14 protein-coding genes are annotated in these 17,645 nt (G+C 72.0%); 8 read left to right on the top strand and 6 right to left on the bottom strand.

Annotated features, from left to right (window positions below; genetic code table 11):
- Window positions 1-44: 44 nt before the first annotated feature.
- Window positions 45-1,283: a macrolide family glycosyltransferase gene (locus tag BJ999_RS19990; protein ID WP_179834698.1), complete on the bottom strand. Its 1,239-nt coding sequence runs from the start codon at window positions 1,281-1,283 to the stop codon at window positions 45-47.
- Window positions 1,284-1,531: 248 nt separating this feature from the next.
- Between BJ999_RS19990 and BJ999_RS19985 the strand changes: the two genes are divergently transcribed.
- Together BJ999_RS19985 and BJ999_RS19980 are read left to right on the top strand one after the other, a co-directional pair.
- Window positions 1,532-2,539 (top strand): ATP-binding cassette domain-containing protein, encoded by a 1,008-nt coding sequence (locus tag BJ999_RS19985; RefSeq protein ID WP_179834697.1) that lies wholly within the window; start codon window positions 1,532-1,534, stop codon window positions 2,537-2,539.
- 13 nt (window positions 2,540-2,552) lie between these two features.
- The gene (locus tag BJ999_RS19980; RefSeq protein WP_179834696.1) at window positions 2,553-3,380 is read left to right on the top strand and encodes an ABC transporter permease; all 828 of its coding nucleotides are present in this window, start codon (window positions 2,553-2,555) and stop codon (window positions 3,378-3,380) included.
- Between the two features lie 6 nt (window positions 3,381-3,386).
- On the opposite strand, the gene BJ999_RS19975 is transcribed toward BJ999_RS19980, so the two are convergent.
- Window positions 3,387-4,802 (bottom strand): NDP-hexose 2,3-dehydratase family protein, encoded by a 1,416-nt coding sequence (locus BJ999_RS19975; protein ID WP_229810765.1) that lies wholly within the window; start codon window positions 4,800-4,802, stop codon window positions 3,387-3,389.
- Window positions 4,803-4,906: 104 nt separating this feature from the next.
- Here BJ999_RS19975 and BJ999_RS19970 point away from each other — a divergent pair, with 104 nt between their 5' ends.
- A complete protein-coding gene (locus BJ999_RS19970; protein ID WP_179834695.1) occupies window positions 4,907-5,704 on the top strand; it encodes a class I SAM-dependent methyltransferase in 798 nt (265 codons plus the stop codon).
- On the opposite strand, the gene BJ999_RS19965 is transcribed toward BJ999_RS19970, so the two are convergent.
- Window positions 5,679-6,452 carry a class I SAM-dependent methyltransferase gene (locus BJ999_RS19965; protein ID WP_179834694.1) on the bottom strand — a complete coding sequence of 258 codons (774 nt, stop codon included), beginning with the start codon at window positions 6,450-6,452 and terminating at the stop codon, window positions 5,679-5,681. The two genes, BJ999_RS19970 and BJ999_RS19965, sit on opposite strands and share 26 nt — an antisense overlap.
- Window positions 6,453-6,494: 42 nt before the next feature.
- Window positions 6,495-7,496: an aldo/keto reductase gene (locus BJ999_RS19960; RefSeq protein ID WP_179834693.1), complete on the bottom strand. Its 1,002-nt coding sequence runs from the start codon at window positions 7,494-7,496 to the stop codon at window positions 6,495-6,497.
- Between the two features lie 497 nt (window positions 7,497-7,993).
- On the opposite strand from BJ999_RS19960, the gene BJ999_RS19955 reads away from it, so the two are divergent.
- Window positions 7,994-9,331, top strand: a complete 1,338-nt coding sequence (locus tag BJ999_RS19955) for an acyltransferase family protein (protein ID WP_179834692.1) — start codon at window positions 7,994-7,996, stop codon at window positions 9,329-9,331.
- Window positions 9,332-9,421: 90 nt separating this feature from the next.
- Entirely contained in the window at window positions 9,422-10,435 is a 1,014-nt protein-coding gene (rfbB, locus tag BJ999_RS19950) for a dTDP-glucose 4,6-dehydratase (RefSeq protein ID WP_179834691.1), read from the top strand.
- On the opposite strand, the gene BJ999_RS19945 is transcribed toward rfbB, so the two are convergent.
- Entirely contained in the window at window positions 10,419-11,774 is a 1,356-nt protein-coding gene (locus BJ999_RS19945; RefSeq protein WP_229810766.1) for a metallopeptidase TldD-related protein, read from the bottom strand. The genes rfbB and BJ999_RS19945 overlap by 17 nt on opposite strands.
- A 129-nt stretch (window positions 11,775-11,903) precedes the next feature.
- Window positions 11,904-13,412: a TldD/PmbA family protein gene (locus tag BJ999_RS19940; protein WP_179834690.1), complete on the bottom strand. Its 1,509-nt coding sequence runs from the start codon at window positions 13,410-13,412 to the stop codon at window positions 11,904-11,906.
- 227 nt (window positions 13,413-13,639) lie between these two features.
- Here BJ999_RS19940 and BJ999_RS19935 point away from each other — a divergent pair, with 227 nt between their 5' ends.
- From BJ999_RS19935 to BJ999_RS19925, 3 genes are all read left to right on the top strand, one after another.
- Window positions 13,640-15,229: a CoA-transferase gene (locus BJ999_RS19935; RefSeq protein WP_179834689.1), complete on the top strand. Its 1,590-nt coding sequence runs from the start codon at window positions 13,640-13,642 to the stop codon at window positions 15,227-15,229.
- A 19-nt stretch (window positions 15,230-15,248) separates the two neighbouring features.
- Window positions 15,249-16,331, top strand: coding sequence for a methyltransferase (locus BJ999_RS19930; RefSeq protein WP_229810767.1), 1,083 nt, complete (start codon window positions 15,249-15,251; stop codon window positions 16,329-16,331).
- 82 nt (window positions 16,332-16,413) lie between these two features.
- Window positions 16,414-17,637, top strand: a complete 1,224-nt coding sequence (locus tag BJ999_RS19925) for a cytochrome P450 (RefSeq protein ID WP_179834688.1) — start codon at window positions 16,414-16,416, stop codon at window positions 17,635-17,637.
- The last annotated feature ends 8 nt before the right edge of the window (window positions 17,638-17,645 follow it).

Below are 17,645 nucleotides of genomic sequence, written 5' to 3'. Positions count from 1 at the left end.
CCTTCCCCGCCATGGCCTTCTTCAACGAGGCGACCATCGCCCTGTCAGCGGACGGCGCCGAACGCGCCGCCCGGCCGGGACACGACCCGCCGCGCGTACGAATCGATCACTTCCGCCGCTCTGGCGGCGCCGCCGGCGTCGCGGGCCTCGGTGCGCATCCGGGAGATCCGCCGGCGGACGGCGCCGTCGGCGACCAGGTTCTCCACCGCCGAGACGAGGCCTCCCCCCTCGACCTGCTCGGGCCGGAGCACATGGCCCAGGCCGAGTTCGACGGACCGCTCCGCGAACGGCCTGGCCTCGACCGCGTACTCGGTGAAGTAGAGCATCGGGCAGCCCCAGTGGACGGCCTCCATGGTGGCGCCGAGAGTGCCCTGAAGGATGAACGCCTTCGCGTGGCGGAGGACCTCCATGAACGAGATGTACTGGTGAGCCTCGACGTTGGGCGGCAACGGCTCGAGTGCTTTCGGGTCGGTGCCGTTCCCCGTCGCTATGACGACATGCCAGCGCGTGCCCGCGAATGCCTGCGCGCAGCTGCGGAAGAATTCCGGATGCCCGTTGAACGTCGATCCCAGGGAAACGAGAAGCACGTCGCGGTCCTCGTCGGGTGGGCGCCATCCCGGCTGGAGCCGCCCTTGCGAGAAGCTCGGCCCGACGAACACGAAACGGTCGTCGAAGGTGTCGCTCTCCACCTGGAATGATCGCGGCAGGAAGATGACGTTGAGGTCCTCGATCGCGTTCCAGAACTCCGTCGGGGACCGGTCGATGCCATACTCCGGGAGAAGCTCGGAGATCATCCGCTGGAAGGTCCCGGTCTCGACTATCGGCCGGTGCCCGTGCACCGCGCTCAGCGCCTCCCACACCGAATAGTGCTCGTTCGACGCGAAGCCTCCGTTGATGCACACGGCGGGCCGCTGCCACCTGGCGGCCAGCAGGCGTCCGGCGATCAAGGGGAAGATGTCGTAGACGACCAGGTCCGGCGGGTTCTCGTCCAGAGCGCTCTCCGCCGCCCTGAGCATCGCGAGGTTCTCGTTGATGAACGCGCTCACCGTCAGCGCCTCGGCGTCCTCCTGCTCGACCATCTCCGGCAGGTCGACACCGTCCTCGAATATCGATCGGTGGCGGATCTGCCGGGCCCCGACCTCCGCCAGGTCGTCGAAATAGTCGCCGGAAGTCACGAAACTGATTTCGTATCCGCGGGCGGAGAGTTCGTCGAGGACGCCGAAGGTCGGGCGGATATGACCGGTCCCGCCGGTGACGGCGAAAAGAATGTGGCGTGGTCGCATCACGATTCCCCGAACCAAGCGAGAAGAGCCATGAAAACGGACACTACTATGGTTTTTTCAAGTTAGCAAGAGAGTGATCATCGACATCTCCCGCCGCCCGCCGCGCGGTGGGGAGGTCCCGGACCGGGGAGCCGGGCGGGCCTGCCGGCCGGACGGCACGCCGCTCGCCGGACTGCTTAGACGTTGACTTATATAAGCTGCTACTTTAGGATGAGCTTGATCTTCTGGTGGCGACGGGAGGCACAACCGTGGGATCGAATTCGACCCTGGCCGTCGAGACGTCCGGGCTGGTCAGGACCTTCGGCGAGACCCGGGCGGTGAACGGCGTCGATCTGGCCGTCCCCACCGGCATCGTTCACAGCCTGCTGGGGCCGAACGGCGCCGGCAAGACCACGTTCCTCCGGATCCTGACGACGCTGCTGCGCCCGACGGAGGGCACGGCCAGAGTGCTCGGCCACGATGTGGTGCGGGAGGCCGACGCGGTGCGGTCCCGCGTGAGCGTCACGGGGCAGTCCACCTCGATCGACGAGGACCTCACCGGGAGGGAGAACCTCGCGATGGTGGGGCGGCTGCTCGGGCATCGGGGGGCCGCGGCGCGGCAGCGGGCCGACGACCTGGTCGACGCCTTCGAACTGTCGGAGGTGGCGGACCGCCCGGTGAAGACCTGCTCCGGCGGCGAGCGGCGCCGGATCGACATCGCCGCCAGCATCATCATCACCCCGGACCTGCTCTTCCTGGACGAGCCGACCACGGGCCTCGACCCGCGGGCCCGCAACCAGGTGTGGGACATCATCCGCACCCTGGTCGCCGGGGGCACGACCGTGCTGCTCACGACGCAGTACCTCGACGAGGCCGACCGGCTCTCCGACCGGGTCGCGGTCCTGGACCACGGCAAGGTCATCGCCGAGGACGCGCCCGGGAAGCTGAAGTCCCAGGTCGGCACGGGCGCGCTGAAGCTGCGGCTCCAGGATCCCGGCCAGCGCGCGCAGGCGGAGGAGATGCTCTCCCGCATGCTGAGCGTGGAGCCCGGCGCGGACACCGATCCGCACAGGCTGTCGGTGCGGATCGCCGACGCCCAGCAGGCGGCACGGGCGGTCACGGCACTGGGCGACGCGGGGATCGCCCTCGACGACTTCTCGATGGCCCAGTCGAGCTTGGACGACGTCTTCCTCGCCCTGACCGGTCACCCGGTCGCCGACGACGGGCGAGCGGAGAAGGACGAGGCCAAGGACGACGACACGCAGACGGCGAAGTGAGGAGGTGGGCGAGATGACGACGTCCCAGCCGATGACGCGTGCGCGGGAGCCGCTGGCGGCGCGCGGCGAGCGGCCGCCGAGGGCCGGCGCGCTCTCGGCGTCGATGACGTTCGGGTGGCGCGCGCTGCTGAAGATCAAGCACTCACCGAACCAGCTCGCGGACGCCCTCATGCTCCCGGTCATCTTCACGCTCTCGTTCACCTACCTGGTGGGCGGGGCGATCGCCGGGTCGCCCGGCCGCTACCTGCACTTCTTCCTGCCCGGCGTCATGGTCATGGCGGTGGCCCTGACGACGGCGTACACCGGCATCGTGCTGAACCAGGACATCGACCAGGGGGTCTTCGACCGGGTGCGGTCGCTGCCGGTGTGGCAGTCGTCGGTGCTGGTCGGGGCGATGCTGGGGGATGTGGTCCGGTACGCGGTGGCGTCGGTGGTGCCGTTGCTGCTGGGGCTGGCGCTGGGGTTCCGCCCGGACGGCGGGCCGGCCGGCGTGGTGCTGGCGCTGCTGTTCCTCCAGGTGTTCGCCTTCAGCCTCGCCTGGATCGGAACCTTCGTCGGCGTCAGCGTTCGGACGCCGACCGCGGCGCAGACGCTGAGCTGGACGCTCCTGTTCGTCCTCGTCGTCGCCAGCAACGTCATGGTGCCGCAGCAGACGATGCCGGGCTGGCTGGAGGCGCTGATCAAGGTCAATCCGATCAGCGTCGTGACGACCGCCATGCGCGGGCTGATGGACGGCACCGTGACCGCGGGCCAGATGGGCTGGGCGTTCCTGGCCTGCGCGATCCTCGTCGCGGTCTTCGCGCCGCTGACCATGTACCGGTACGGCCGCGCCCGTCGCTGAGCGCGCTCACAGTGCGTGCAGGCAGAGCAGCAGACTGCGGGCCTCGATGTTGACCTGGTAGCTCTGGCGGGCCAGCTCCATCACCTGGGGCACCGTGAGCCAGCAGAAGTCCGGGGGCGGTTGGGCGGGGAAGCCGCCGCCGACCTCGACCACGAGATGGCGCGTCAGGGCCTGCCGGAACCGGCCGCCCTCCTCTGACTGCACCACGTCGTACTGCACCCGGACGGCTCTGGACAGGACGAGATCGAGATACCGCGGGCGCCGCTCGCCGGTCGCGTCCTCGTAGTTCTCGGGGGTGCACTGCACGGTGGGGCCGAGCTCCACGGTGTCGCGGCATCCCGGACGCAGGTCGGCGCGGACCAGAAGGTGCCGGACCCCGTTGATGCGGCGGACGACGAGGGCGGCCAGCCCGGTGCCGCTGGGCGCGAGCAGCGGCTGGCACCAGTCGGACACCTCCCGGTTGCCCGCGTGGACCTCCACCCCGACGACGCTGAAGTATCTGCCGTCGGGACGGCGGATCGCCTCGGCGTCCCGCTCCCATCCGTCCACGGAGTCGAGGGGGACCGCGCGCGTCGTGAGCGTGTACGCGGACTTGCGCTCGGTGAGCCAGCTCCTCACCTGCACCGGCGAGAGGAGCGCGCTCCCGGAGGCGGCCGGCGCCCCGTCGCCCGGCAGCGCGCCCATGTACGGGGCCGAGGACAGCAGGCAGGCCAGGACGGTCCTGGAGTCCATGTTCACGACGTTGGGGTGGTGCAGGAGGTCGAGGATCTGGCCGAGCGTCATCCAGGCGAAGTCGTCGTGCGGCTCCACCTCGTCGGTGACCTCCATGACCACGTTCCGGTTGCGCTTGGCCCAGAACCACGCCCCCTGCTCGGACTGCAGGACGTCGACCAGCACCCGGGCCCGCCCGGGTTCGGTGAAGTACTCGACGAACCGGGACCGGGCGCCGCGGTGCGTCCGCAGGTAGTTGCTCGACGTGGACTGGACGGTCGGCGACAGCTGCACCGTGTTCACGTTGCCGGGTTCGATCTTGGCCTGCATCAGGAAGTGCAGGACGCCGTCGATCTCCTTGGCGAGGATGCCCACGATCGCGACGTCCTGCTGGTAGATGATCGGCTGCCGCCATTCGGGGGTGGCGCCGTAGTCGGTACGGGCGTGGATGCCGCCCACGGTGAAGAAGCGGCCGCTCTCGTGCACGAGGTCGCCCGAGTCCGGGGCGAACGACCATCCGGCCATGCGCTCGAACGGGATGCGCGTCACCTGGACCGGGACGCGGCGGCGGCGCTCGGCCAGCCAGTCGACGATGTCCCCGGCCGGGCGCGGCCGGTACTCGGCCGACGCGGCGAGCCGCCGGTCCAGCTCGGGCTCCTCGCTCGGCGCCCTCAGCCGAGAGCCCGCGTTCACACCCGCCATACCTGCCATGCCCGCCTCCGTCCACGGCCCCCGGATCTGGCCGCCGTTCGCGCTCGGCTGTACGATTTCACTTAAGTTACATATAGCATCTGGCGGCGAGAAGGGAGACCCCCGTGTCCGCCACGGAGCGCGACGTCGCCTTCGGCCCGGAGCACGCCGAGGTCTACGAGCTGACGTACCGGCACCGCGGCAAGGACTGGGGCGAGGAGGCGGCGGAGGTCACGCGGCGCATCCGGGAGCACCGTCCCCGTGCCCGGTCCCTTCTCGACGTCGCCTGCGGCACCGGGGCCCACCTGGAGGCGTTCCGGTCCGGCTTCGACCACGTCGAGGGCCTGGAGATCTCACGCTCGATGCGCGAGCGGGCCGTGCGGCGGCTGCCGGGAGTGACCGTCCATGACGGTGACATGCGGGCCTTCGCCCTCGGTCGCGCCTTCGACGCGGTGACGTGCCTCTACACCGCGATCGCCTATCTGCCGAGCGTCGCCGCCATGCGCGCCGCGGTCGGAGCCATGGCCCGCCATCTCGTCCCCGGCGGGGTCCTCGTCATCGAACCCTGGTGGCCGCCGGAAAGATTCATCGAGGGGTTCGTCGGAGCCGACCTGGTGCGGGACGGCGACACGGTCGTCGCGCGGGTCTCCCACTCGATCCGGCGCGACCGGGCCGCGCACATGGACGTGCGCTGGCTGGTGGGCCGTCCCACGGGCATCCGCGAGTTCCGCACCGTGGAGACCTTCACCATGTTCACCGCGGACGAGTTCCTGGCGGCGTTCCGGGACTCCGGATGCGACGTCGAGCACGAGGAGGCCGGCCTGAACGGGTACGGCCTTTTCGTCGGAGTCCGCCGCGGCCGAACCGAGGCCGAGCCGAGGCCGAGGCGGACGGGTGCTACTCGCCCCAGCGCAGGTAGGTGATGGGCGGCTCCCGGCCGGGGAGGGTGCGCAGGGTCACCACGTCGAGGCCGACGGCCTCGCGCAGCGCGGCCGTCTCCCCCGGCCACTTGGAGTAGGCGATCTCGTCGAAGGCGAGCACGCTGCCCTTGGTCAGGTAGGGCCGGATCGCCTCCAGGGCGGCGCGGGTCGGCGCGTAGATGTCGAGGTCGAAATAGGCCAGCGCGATCACGGTCTCCGGGTTGTCGGCGAGGTAGCGCGGCAGGGTCTCGCGGACGTCGCCCTGGACCACCGCGGTCCGCCGGACGTGTGCGAAGGGCTCGCCGGACTCGTGCGCGTCGAGCACCTCGCGCAGGTGGTCGGGGTAGCCCTCGCTCACGGCGAACCGGCCGGCCACCGCATTGGGCCCGGCCCGGTCGACGTCGGCGATGTCGGGGAAACCGGTGAAGGTGTCGAAACCGATGACGCGCCGCACCGAGGTGTACGGCTCGTGGCACCCGCGAAGCGCGGTCAGCGTGGCCAGGTGCCGCCCGTGGAGCACGCCGAACTCCATGATCACGCCGGGGACGTCGAGGATCATGCGGTACAGCGCGTCCATGCACAGCAGGTCGGTGAGCTGCTGGCGCCGCAGGTACAGCGCCAGATTGTCGATCAGGTACTCGGGCGGGATGGGGGTGTCGCGCAGCAGTCGGGTGAGCCGCTCGCGCACGTCGCGCTCCTGGTCCGACTCGCGCGCCAGCGAGCGCGGGTCCCTGTGGTTCGGCGGGGTCACCTGTCTCGTCCTCCCAGCGGCAGAGATCGCGTCAAGACGGGATCAGCTCATCCACGCGGCGGGCGCCGGTCCGCCGCGGCCGACGGGCGGGAAGAGGGCCTCCAGCCGGTCGGTCTCCTCCTCGGTCAGGGGCTTGTCCAGCGCCCTGACCGCGCCGTCGACGTGGTCGGGGGTGCGCGGGCCGACGAGGACGCCGGTCACACCCGGCCTGGACAGCGTCCAGGCGAGGCCGACCTCCGCGGGGTCCCGCCCGATGTCCGCGCAGAACCGCTCATAGTCGGCGATGGCCGCCTCGTGCTCCTTCAGCGCGTCGACCGCGCGCCCCTGCGCGGACTTGACCGCGGTCCCCTCCGCCTTCTTGCGCAGCACGCCGCCGAGCAGGCCGCCGTGCAGGGGCGACCAGACCAGCACCCCGAGCCCGAGAGCCGTCGCCGCGGGAATCACCTCGAGCTCCGCGTGCCGGGTGACGAGGTTGTAGACGCACTGTTCGGAGGCCAGCCCCGGGACGCGGCGGCGGGCGGCGGTCTCCTGGGCCAGGGCGATGTCCCAGCCGGCGAAGTTGGACGAGCCGACGTGGCGGATCTTGCCCTGGCCGATCAGCAGTTCCATGGCCAGCCAGATCTCGTCCCAGGGGACCGACCGGTCCACCTGGTGCATCTGGTAGAGGTCGATCCGGTCGGTGTTCAGCCGGCGCAGGGAGGCCTCGCACGCCGCGACGATGTGCCGCGCCGACAGGCCGCGGTCGCCCGGGTCGTCGCTCATCGGGCCCCCGACCTTGGTGGCCACGACGACCTCGTCCCGGCGGCCCGGGCGTGCCCCGAGCCAGTCCCCGATCACCTCTTCGGTGTGGCCCTTGTAGACGCGCCAGCCGTAGATGTCCGCGGTGTCGACGAGGTTGATGCCGCTCGCCAGGGCGTGGTCCATGAGGCGGTGCGCGTCCGCCCCGTCCACACGGCCGCCGAAGTTCACGGTGCCGAGGCCGAGGCGACTGATCCGCAGATCGGTGGAACCCAGCGACGCGCGGAACTCTCCGGGGTGGGGCATCGACCGCCTCCTCAGGCTCTCGACCGGCTTTCACGATACTAGTTATTCAAGTCAGATTCCCCTATGTCCCCTACTATCGCGTCCTGCGACGTCAATGCTATCGTTTTCTCAAGTGTAGGACCTTTGGCGGGTAAAGGTGGTCCACATGGCCCCGAGGGCGGTGCCGCATTGGCGCGGGACAGCGATCCGGTCCACGGCGGACGACCCGCCGAGCGTGTCCGGCGACAGATCCTCGGTGACCCCACCGAGGAAATCGGGGGGTGGGGGATCGTCATTGACTCCGACGGCATCCCACGCGTGAGCACGGCACGGTGACGGGGAACGCGCCGCCTCTTCCGGCGGCGCCGGACTGCTGATCGTCCCCGCGCGCCGTCGTTGGAACGCGGCCGAATTCCGCCGGGGCGAGGCCGCGGCCGACCTCGATGGACCGTCTGACCCGATCTGCTCTTTGCTTCGACCCGTCGAATCCAGGGTCGTGCGAGATGGGAGAAACGCCCATGGTAACGAAGGCATCCGGCGGGGATGCTGTGGGAGCCGCCGCACCCGATCCCGCATCGGACCGGCCTCGGAAGTTCATCCCGGAGCTCGAAGGACTGCGCGGCGCCGTCGTGCTGCTCGTCGTCCTCGGCCACACCGGAGTGGCGACCAGCGTGCAGGGCTGGTCCTACATGCACTCCACCGGGAACGGCGTCTGGGCCATCATGCTGAACCGGGTGGCGGTCGCCTTCCCGATCTGGTTCGTGATGACCGGCTACCTGCTGTACCGCGCGTTCGCGCTGTACACGCTCACCGGCGAACGGAAGCCGAACGCCAAGCGCTACTTCTGGCGCCGGGCGCTGCGGATCCTGCCCGCCTACTGGGTACTGACGATCACCGCTCTCCTCGTGCTCAACCGCGACACCGTCCACGGGGTCTGGGAATGGATCCGCCCGCTGCTCCTGCTGCAGATCTGGGAGCACGGCGCCATTCCCATGGGGATGATGCACACCTGGAGCAACGCCAACGACTTCCTGTTCTACCTGGCCATGCCGGTGTTCGCCTGGCTCCTCCACCGGTACGCGCGGCGCGCCGAAAGCCCCGAGGCCCGGGTGCGGCGGCTGCTCGTGCCGCTGGCCTTCCCGGTGTTCATCGGCTTCGGCTTCTTCACCTGGCTCCACTTCCCGCAGTTCAGGGACGACCCGATGAAGCTGTGGCCGACGCAGTACTTCTGGCCGATGAGCTACATGGGCTGGCTCTCGGTGGGCATGATGCTGGCCGTGCTGTCCGCCGCCGCGGAGACGCGCCCCGACGCGGTGCCGCGGGTGTACCGCCTGATCGGCCGGCATCCGGGCAAGCTCTGGCTGGGGGCGCTCCTCATCTTCGTCCTGGCCTGCCTCTCCCCGCTCGCGGACTACCGCCTGGTGGACTACGTCGCAGCGCCGGCGGCGGCGGCCGACTACTGGCTCTTCCTCGCCTTCTCCGTGGCCGTCTTCGCGCCGCTGACCGTGCCGGGCGTGCGGTTCAAGCTGGCGGGCCTGCTGCTGGACAACTCGTTGCTGCGATTCTTCGGCCGCATCTCCTACAGCGTCTATCTCTGGCACATCTTCGTCTACGCCCAGTTCGTCGGACCGCTCTTCGCGCCCGAGGTCGGCGGCTACTGGGAAGTCCTGGGCGTCGAACTGGCGCTGTGCGTGATGGTCGGCTACGCGAGCTACATCGTCGTCGAGAAGCCGTTCCACATGCTCCGGCCGCGGCTGGGCAAGGCGCCGGTCGAGTTGAGCGTCGCCGTCAGCACTCCCGCCGAGGCGCACGCCACGGCGGGCGCGGTGCGCACCCCCCGGGACGCGCAGGCCTGACCAACGCCCGCGGCGGGCGAGACGATGCCCCGGCACGTCTCGCCCGCCGCGGGCGTGAAGACCACCAGGGAACGCCGAGGAGGCGGGGCGATGAGACTCCTGGTCACCGGGGGCGCCGGTTTCATCGGCTCGGAGTTCGTGCGGGCGACGCTGCGCGGCGAGCTGCCGGGCACGGCGGGCGCGTACGTCACCGTGCTGGACGCGCTCACGTACTCGGGGAACCTGCAGAACCTGGCCCCGGTCGCCGGGCACCCCCGCTACCGGTTCGTGCACGGCGACACCTGCGATCCCGACGCGGTCGACGCGGCCGTGGCTGGCCAGGACGCGATCGTCCATCTCGCCGCCGAATCGCACGTGGACCGCTCGATCGACACCGCCACGCCCTTCGTGCGGACCAACGTGCTGGGCACGCAGAACATGCTGGAGGCGGCCCAGCGGCACGGCGTCGGCAGGTTCGTGCACGTGTCCACCGACGAGGTCTACGGATCGATCGCCCAGGGGGCGTGGGCGGAGGACGCTCCGCTGCTGCCCAACGGCCCCTACGCGTCGGCCAAGGCCGGGTCGGACCTGCTGGCGCTGGCCTGGCACCGGACCCGCGGCCTCGAGGTCATGGTCACGCGGTGCACCAACAACTACGGCCACTACCAGTTCCCGGAGAAGGTGATCCCGCTGTTCGTGACCAACCTGCTCGACGGCCGGCGGGTACCGCTCTACGGCGACGGCCGCCACCGGCGGGGCTGGCTGCACGTGTCGGACCACTGCCGCGCGCTCGACCTGGTGCTGCGATCGGGCCGCCCGGGCGAGGTGTACCACATCGGCGGTGGGAAGGAACTGTCCAACGAGGACCTGACGGACCTGCTGCTGGAGGCGTGCGGCGCCGGCTGGGAGGCGGTCGACCACGTCCCCGACCGCCAGGGGCACGACCGCAGGTACGCGCTCGACACCACCAAGATCGAGGAACGGCTCGGCTTCGTCCCGCGCGTGCGCTTCGAGGACGGGCTCGAGGCGACCGTCGAGTGGTACCGCGCGAACCGCGCCTGGTGGGAACCCCTGAAGGCCGGTCTCCGGGAGCTGCCGGGGCCGGCGCTCAGATCGCCTCGCTGACCGCCGACATCGTGTAGTCGCCCACCCGGAGCGCGGGCATGGCCGTCCGGGGCGTGGAGTCGTCCCTCTCCCTCGGCAGGGTTCGTTCGGTGCGGCCGATCTCCGTCACCCGGCCCAGCAGGTCCACCGGGCTCTCGTTGAAGCGGAAGTTGTTCGTCTCCCCCACCACTTCGCCGTCCTCCACCAGGTAGACGCCGTCGCGGGTAAGCCCGGTGAGCAGCAGCGTCCGGGGGTCGACGTCGCGGACGTACCACAGCGAGGTGACCAGGAGCCCGCGCCTCGTGGTCGCGACCAGCTCGGCGAGCGACCGGCCCTCCCCCGGCCCCTCCAGCACCAGATTGCCGACCTGCGGCGTGACCGGCAGCCCGGTGAGATCGGCGGAGTGGCGGGTCTGGACCAGGCGGGTGAGGACGCCGTCGTGGATCCACTCGGCCGGCGAGAGCGGCAGGCCGTTGTCGAACACCGAAACCGTGTCCGCGAACACCTGAGCGACGTCGGCGGAGCCCCGGGCGGCGACGAACGGCGCGCACCGCAGGCCCGGCTCGTGCGGGTCGCTCCGCAGCGTGAGCGGTGCGCCGGTCAGGCGCTCACCGATCCGGGTCCCGCCGTCCGGGCCGCCGAACACGGTGCGCGCGTCGACCGCGTCCTTCGCCCCGGCCGCGCGGTAAAGCCGCAGCATGAGATCGGCGACGCACGACGGGGACAGCAGCACCTCGTAGCGCCCGGCGGGGAGCTCGACGCGCCTGCGTCCCCGGTCGAGCCGCTCCCCCAGCCCCTCGTACAGGGGAAGCGGATCGATCTCGCCGAGGTCGGCCGCCCCGGTGCCGCTCCACGTCGAGGCCGCGCCGTCCCCGGTCTTGGCGGTCAGGTCCACGACGCCCGAGGTCTGGACGTGCCGCAGCCGCAGGCCGGTGGAGGACGCCAGCCACGTGGCGTGCTGCCGCTGTTCGGCGTAGCCGTACAGCAGGCGGCGCTCCCCGCGGGCCCGCTCGAACGTCGCGGCGAGGCTGGCGGCGAACCGGGCGAGGACGCCGGCCGACGCCGTGGGCGCGGGCTCGGCCCAGTCCGCCGAGGAGGGCACGACGTCGCCGGTCAGCAGGGGACGGGCGTCGGCGGCGGGCGTCGCCGTGCGCGCGGCGCGTTCGGCCGCCGCCACGACGGCCCGCACCGCCTCCTCGTCCACCGCGCCGCGGTGCGAGACGACGCCCGCCGCGGTGCCGTGCGCGCCCGGGGTCACGGCGATCACCGTCAGCCTCGTGTCCGCGGTGAGACCGCTCGACGTCAGCGCGTTGCCCGCCCACCGCGCGTGCGCCGTGGCGGCCTCGTCGACGATCGCCACGTAGGCGTCGGCGTCCTTGCCGACCTGGACGGCCAGCTCCGCGAGCCGTGGTGCGCTACCGATCTCTGCTGCCCTCCTCGACCGTGGCCCGCGGACCGGGAACCGTGCTCCGAGGCGCCGCCCGGGAGGTCACGGCAGCCCGTCCGCGCCGGTGTCGATGACCTTGATCCCCCTGAACACGGCCGCGGGGCAGCCGTGGCCGGCCGCGGCCACCTGCATCGGCTGGCCCTTGCCGCACAGGTCGGCGCCGAAGAGCCGGTAGGTGTCCTCGCCGCCGAGTGCGGTCAGCGCCGACCAGAACTCCGTGGTCGAGGCCTGGTAGGCGACCCCGCTCAGTTGACCCTCCAGGCGTCCGTTGCGGATCCGATGGCATCGCTGGGCGGTCATCTGGAAGTTCTGGCGGCGCATGTCGATGGACCAGCTGTCGGAGCCGACGAGGTAGATGCCGTCCTCGATCCCCGCGATGAGGTCGTCGGTGGACGGGCCTCCGGGCGCGGGACGGAGCCCGACGTTGGGCATCCGCGGCAGCGGCACGTGCATCGCGGACTCGGCGAACGAGCAGCCGTTGGAACGTCCCAGGCCCGCCAGGCCCGCGGTGCGCCGGTCGTGCTGGAAGCCGGTGAGGACCCCGTCCCGCACCAGGCTCCAGGACTGCGCCGCCACCCCTTCGTCGTCGAAGCCCACCGTCGCGAGGCCGTGCTCGGCCGTGCGGTCCGCGGTGACGTTCATCAGCGGCGAGCCGTACCGGTGCGAGCCGAGCCCCTCCGGAGTGAGGAACGTCGTGCCGGTCGAGGACGCCTCGTGCCCCAGCGCGCGGTCCATCTCCGTGGTGTGGCCGACCGACTCGTGCACGGTCAGCCAGAGGTTGGACGGATCGATGACCAGGTCGTAGCGGCCCGGCCGCACCGGGCGGGCGCGGAGCTTGGCGGCGAGGTGCGCGGGCAGCTCGGACAGCTCGCGCTCCCAGTCCCAGCCGTCGCCGGCGAGGTACTCCCAGCCCCGGGCCGTGGGAGGCCCGAGGGTGCGCAACGTCGCCGTCCCGCCACCGCGCGGGTCCGCGCCCTGGACGAAGAACAGCGGGTGGACCCGCACCCGCTGCTGAGTGGTCACCGTGCCCGCGAGGTCGGCGTAGAACTTGTTCTCCCGGACGACGGTGAGGAAGGCCAGCACGTGCTCGACCTCCGGCGCGGCCAGCAGCCGCCGGCTCCAGTCGGCCATGAGCGCGATGCGCTCCTCCTCGGGCACCTCGAACGGATCGACCCGGTACGACGAGACCCACGTCGCGCCGTGGTGGACCGGTTCGCCGACCGGCTCACCGGAGCCGCCGCCGATCGCCGAGCACGCGCGGGCGACGGCCACCGCCTGCTCGGCGGCTCCGGCGGCGGCGCGCGCCGTCAGCTCGGGGGCGGCGGCGAAGCCGGGGACGCCCCCGTGCCACAGGCGCACGGCCAGCCCCGTGTCCGTGGCGTCCTGCCCGCCGCCGAGGACGCCGTCGCGCAGCAGCAGCCGCGCCGTGCGGACGCGGTCGAGGCGGAAGGACGCGTGCCCGGCCCCGAGCCCGGCCGCGCGGCCGAGCGCCGCATCGGCCAGGGAGTCCAGCGGGAGGGCGGAGAACGAGGCGTCCACACCACGTCGCACGCTGCCTCACTTTCCACACCCGGGCACGTCCTACTAGAAAAACATATTGCCTCGCGTTGTAAAAGCCGACCGCGAACGCCAAATCCAGCAACTGCCGGGGAAGGCAATCCGTCGATCTGGGCGATAACTATAGTTTTTGATAGCATTGACATTCGACCCCGTCCGGTGCGGAGGGAACCAGGTCCGCGACGGGACGACCGGGATCGGTGCGACGCCGAGGGGACGCGATGGACGATGTCGCGGCTGCTGCCGTGGGGGGCAAGGTCTGTGACGCGGCGACCGCGGCGGCCCTCATCGAGGACGGGCAGTCCGTCGCGAGCACCGGAGTCATCGGCTGGATCACGCCCGACGCGGTCCTGCGCGCCATCGGCGAGCGGTTCGAGCGGCTCGGCTCCCCCCGGGACCTGACCTTCTTCTTCCCCTGCGCCACCGGCGACGCCATGGACATCGGCGGCATGGACGGCGTGGCCCGCGAGGGGCTGATGCGCCGGATCGTCGCCGGCTCCTACATCAATCCGCGGCATCCGCGCACCGGTGCCCGCCCGGCGCTCACCGAGCTGATCCGCGACGATCTCGTCGAGGCCTACAGCTGGCCGATCGGCGCCGCCATGCACTGGCTGCGGGAGGTCGCGCGGCGGAGCCCGGGCTACCTCACCCGCATCGGTCTCGGCACCTTCGCCGACCCGCGCCACGGCGGCGGCCGCCTCACCGGCCGGGCCAAGGACGACCTGGTGGAGGTGGTCGAGCTGCGCGGCGAGGAGCTCCTGCTCTACCCCACCTGGCCGCTGGACGTGGGGATCATCCGGGCCAGCAGCTCCGACGCCCACGGCAACCTGTCCTTCGAGGATCTGCCGCTCACCTCCGCCGCCCTCGCCCTCGCCCTCGCCGTCAAGGCGAGCGGCGGCACCGTGATCGCGCAGGTGTCGCGGATCGTGCCGCGCGGGTCCCGGCCCGCGCGCGAGGTGCAGGTCCCCGGCGTGCTCGTCGACCGCGTCGTGGTCGCGGCGGGCGAGCTGATCGGGACGGAGGTGCGCAACGACCCCGGCTACCTGCGGCCGGTGCCGCACCCGGTCGGGCGCCTGCCGCGCCTGCGCCCCGGGCCGGGAAAGGTCATCGCGCGCCGTGTCGCGCGGGAGATCCGCCCGGGTGAGACCACGATCCTCGGGTTCGGCGCGGCGTCGAGCGCGATCCTGGCCATGGCGGAGGACGGCGCCTTCCGCGACGACCGGCTGGACGACTACACCTTCACCACCGAGCACGGCTCCTTCGGCGGCGTCGTCATGGGCGGCTGGCAGTTCTCGGCCAACTACTCCCCCGAGGCGCTGGTCGACGGGACCTACCAGTTCGACTTCATCGACGGCGGCGGCTGCGCGCTCGCCGCGCTCTCCTTCGCCCAGCTCGATGCCGCCGGGAACGTCAACGTCAGCCGCTTCGCGGGCACGAGCCCGGGCGGCGGCGGATTCGTCGACATCGCGCACAACGCGCAGCGGATCGTCCTCGGAGGCACCCTCACCACCCAGGGCCTCGACGTCTCCTGCGAGGGCGGAAGGCTCGACATCCTGCGGGAGGGCGAGATCCAGAAGCTCGTGCCCGAGGCCGACCACGTCACCTACGCGGTCCGCGCCGGTCTGGAGCGCGGCCAGCGGGCCCTCGTCGTCACCGAACGCGCCGTGTTCGAGATGACCGCCGAAGGACTCGTGCTGACGGAGGTGGCGCCCGGCGTCGACGTCCGGCGGGACGTCCTCGGGCAGATCGGCTTCCCTGTCCGTCCCGCCGCCGGCGTCACCACCATGGCCGCCGACCTGTTCCGTCCGTAGCCGCGCACCGGGGAGATCGATGAACCGCATGGTCAAGCCTGACGAGCCGCACGGCCGCCGGTCCGGCGGCCCCGCACCGGCGCGTCACGACGGAGGACTCGTGTCGGCGGCGGCGGACGAGGCCGTCCCCGCGCTGTGGGCGATGGCCCAGCTCGCGACCCCGATGGCGGTGCGGGTGGCCGCGACGCTGCGCATCGCCGACCACATCGCGTCAGGTCTGCGGACCGTGCCCGAACTGGCCGAGGCCACCGGCGCCGCCCCTGACGGGCTCGCCCGCCTGATGCGCTACCTCGCGGTGCGCGGGGTGCTGAGCCTGGACGACTCCGGCCGGTACGGTCTGACCGCGCTGGGCGAGCCGCTGCGCGGCGATCACCCCGCCGGCCTTCGCGCCTGCCTCGACATCGAGGAGGGCGGCCGGGCCGAGCTGTGCTACGTCGAGCTGCTGCACAGCGTGCGCACGGGCGAGCCCGCCTACCCGCGGCGCTTCGGCCTCTCCTTCTGGGACGACCTGGCCGCCGAGCCCCGCCACGAGGCCGCCTTCCGCGCCATGCTTCGCCCCGGCGGCAGGGACCGGGCGCGCCGGATCGCATCGGCGTACGACTGGGCGTCCCTGGGCCGCGTGGTGGACGTCGGCGGCGGGGACGGCACGCTCCTGGTCGCGCTGCTCACCGCGCACCCGGGGCTCCGGGCCGTGCTCGTCGAGCGGCCCCCCGCCACCGACGCGGCGCGAAAGGCGCTGGCCGCGGCGGGCGTCGCCGACCGCGCCGAGGTCGAGACGGGCGACATGTTCGGCCCGCTCCCGCCGGGGGCCGGGGGCTATGTCCTCTCCCTGGTCGTCCACAACTGGGGCGACGATCCGGCGCGCGCCATCCTGGCCCGCTGCGCGGAGGCCGCGGGCACGGGCGGCTCGGTGTTCGTCGTGGAGAACGTCGGTCCGGGCGGCGGGCCGACCGGGTTGGACCTGCGGATGCTCGCCTACTGCGGGGGGAAGGTGCGGTCGCTGCCGGAGCTGTCCGCGCTCGCCGACGAGGCCGGGCTCAGGGTCGCCTCCGTCCATCCCGCCGGAGCGGTTTCGATCGTCGAGCTTCACCCCGGCAGGTGACCCGGGACACGGCGGGCCGCGGCGGGCCGAGGAACCCCGCGCCGGCGGCGACAACGAGGAATCTCGCGGAAGGGACGAGCCGATGGCCACGGGGACGATGCAGCCGCGTGAGGCGCTCGCGGCGCTGGTGGGCGAGGGACTCCGGGATCCGTATCCCCTGTACGAGGAGATACGGGCGCACGGCGACCTGGTGAAGATCAAACCCGGGGTGATGGCCGCCGTCGGGTACGACGAGTGCGACCGGGTGCTGCGGGATCCGCGGCTGCGCGTCCAGGACGGGGAGAGCTTCGACCTCTTCTATCCGGAGTGGCGGGCGCACTCCTCGCTGCGCGCGTACACCGACTCCATGCTCTACAGCAATCCGCCCGCGCACACCCGCCTGCGGCGGCTGCTGCGGGGAGAGTTCACGCCCCGGCGGGTGGCGGGCTACGAGACGGCGATCGAGCAGATCACCGACCGGCTCCTGGACTCGCTGGCGGAGGCGGGCGCGGGCGGCACGGCGGTCGACTTCATCGCCGAGTTCGCCTCCCGGCTCCCGATCGCGGTGATCAGCGGGCTGCTCGGGGTGCCCGAGCGCGACCAGGCGTGGTTCCGGGCCATCGCGGCCGACGTCACGACCGCCCTCGAGGGGATCACGAACGCCTCCCGGCTCGCTCCGGCGGACACGGCCATGGACGACCTGGCCGTGTACTTCGACGAGCTGATCGAGCGGCGTCGCCGCTGTCCCGAGGCGGACCTCGTCAGCTCCCTGGTCCGGGTGCACGACGACGGAGGCGGGCTCGGCCGCGACGAGCTGGTCGGCAACATGATGCTGCTCCTGACGGCCGGGTTCGAGACGACGAACTTCTTCATGGCGCACGCGCTCCTCCTTTCCTTCGAGCATCCCGGCCTCGCCGACCGCCTTCGCGCCGAGCCCGGCTTCGCCTCCGCCTACGCCGAGGAGGTGCTGCGGTTCGAGCCGCCCGTGCAGGCGACGAGCCGCTGGGCCGGGGCGGACGTGGAGCTGCTGGGGACGACGATCCCGGCGGGCACGAAGGTGGTCGCCATCCTGGCCGCCGGCAACCGGGACCCGCGCCGCTACCGCCGGCCCGACCGCTTCGACCCGGACCGGCCCTACACCGCGCCGCTCACCTTCGGCGCAGGCGGCCACTTCTGCCTCGGAGCGCCGCTGTCGCGCCTGGAGGCGCGGATCGCGCTTCCCCGGCTGCTGCGCCGCTTCCCTCGCATCCGGCTCGCCGGAGAGCCCGCCCGCCGCGACTCATGGGTGGGCCGCGGCATCGACCACTTCCCGATCGCGATCGACTAGACGGAGCC

Source organism: Actinomadura citrea, assembly GCF_013409045.1.
GTDB lineage: Bacteria > Actinomycetota > Actinomycetes > Streptosporangiales > Streptosporangiaceae > Spirillospora > Spirillospora citrea.
This window is presented reverse-complemented; position numbering and strand designations above follow the sequence as displayed.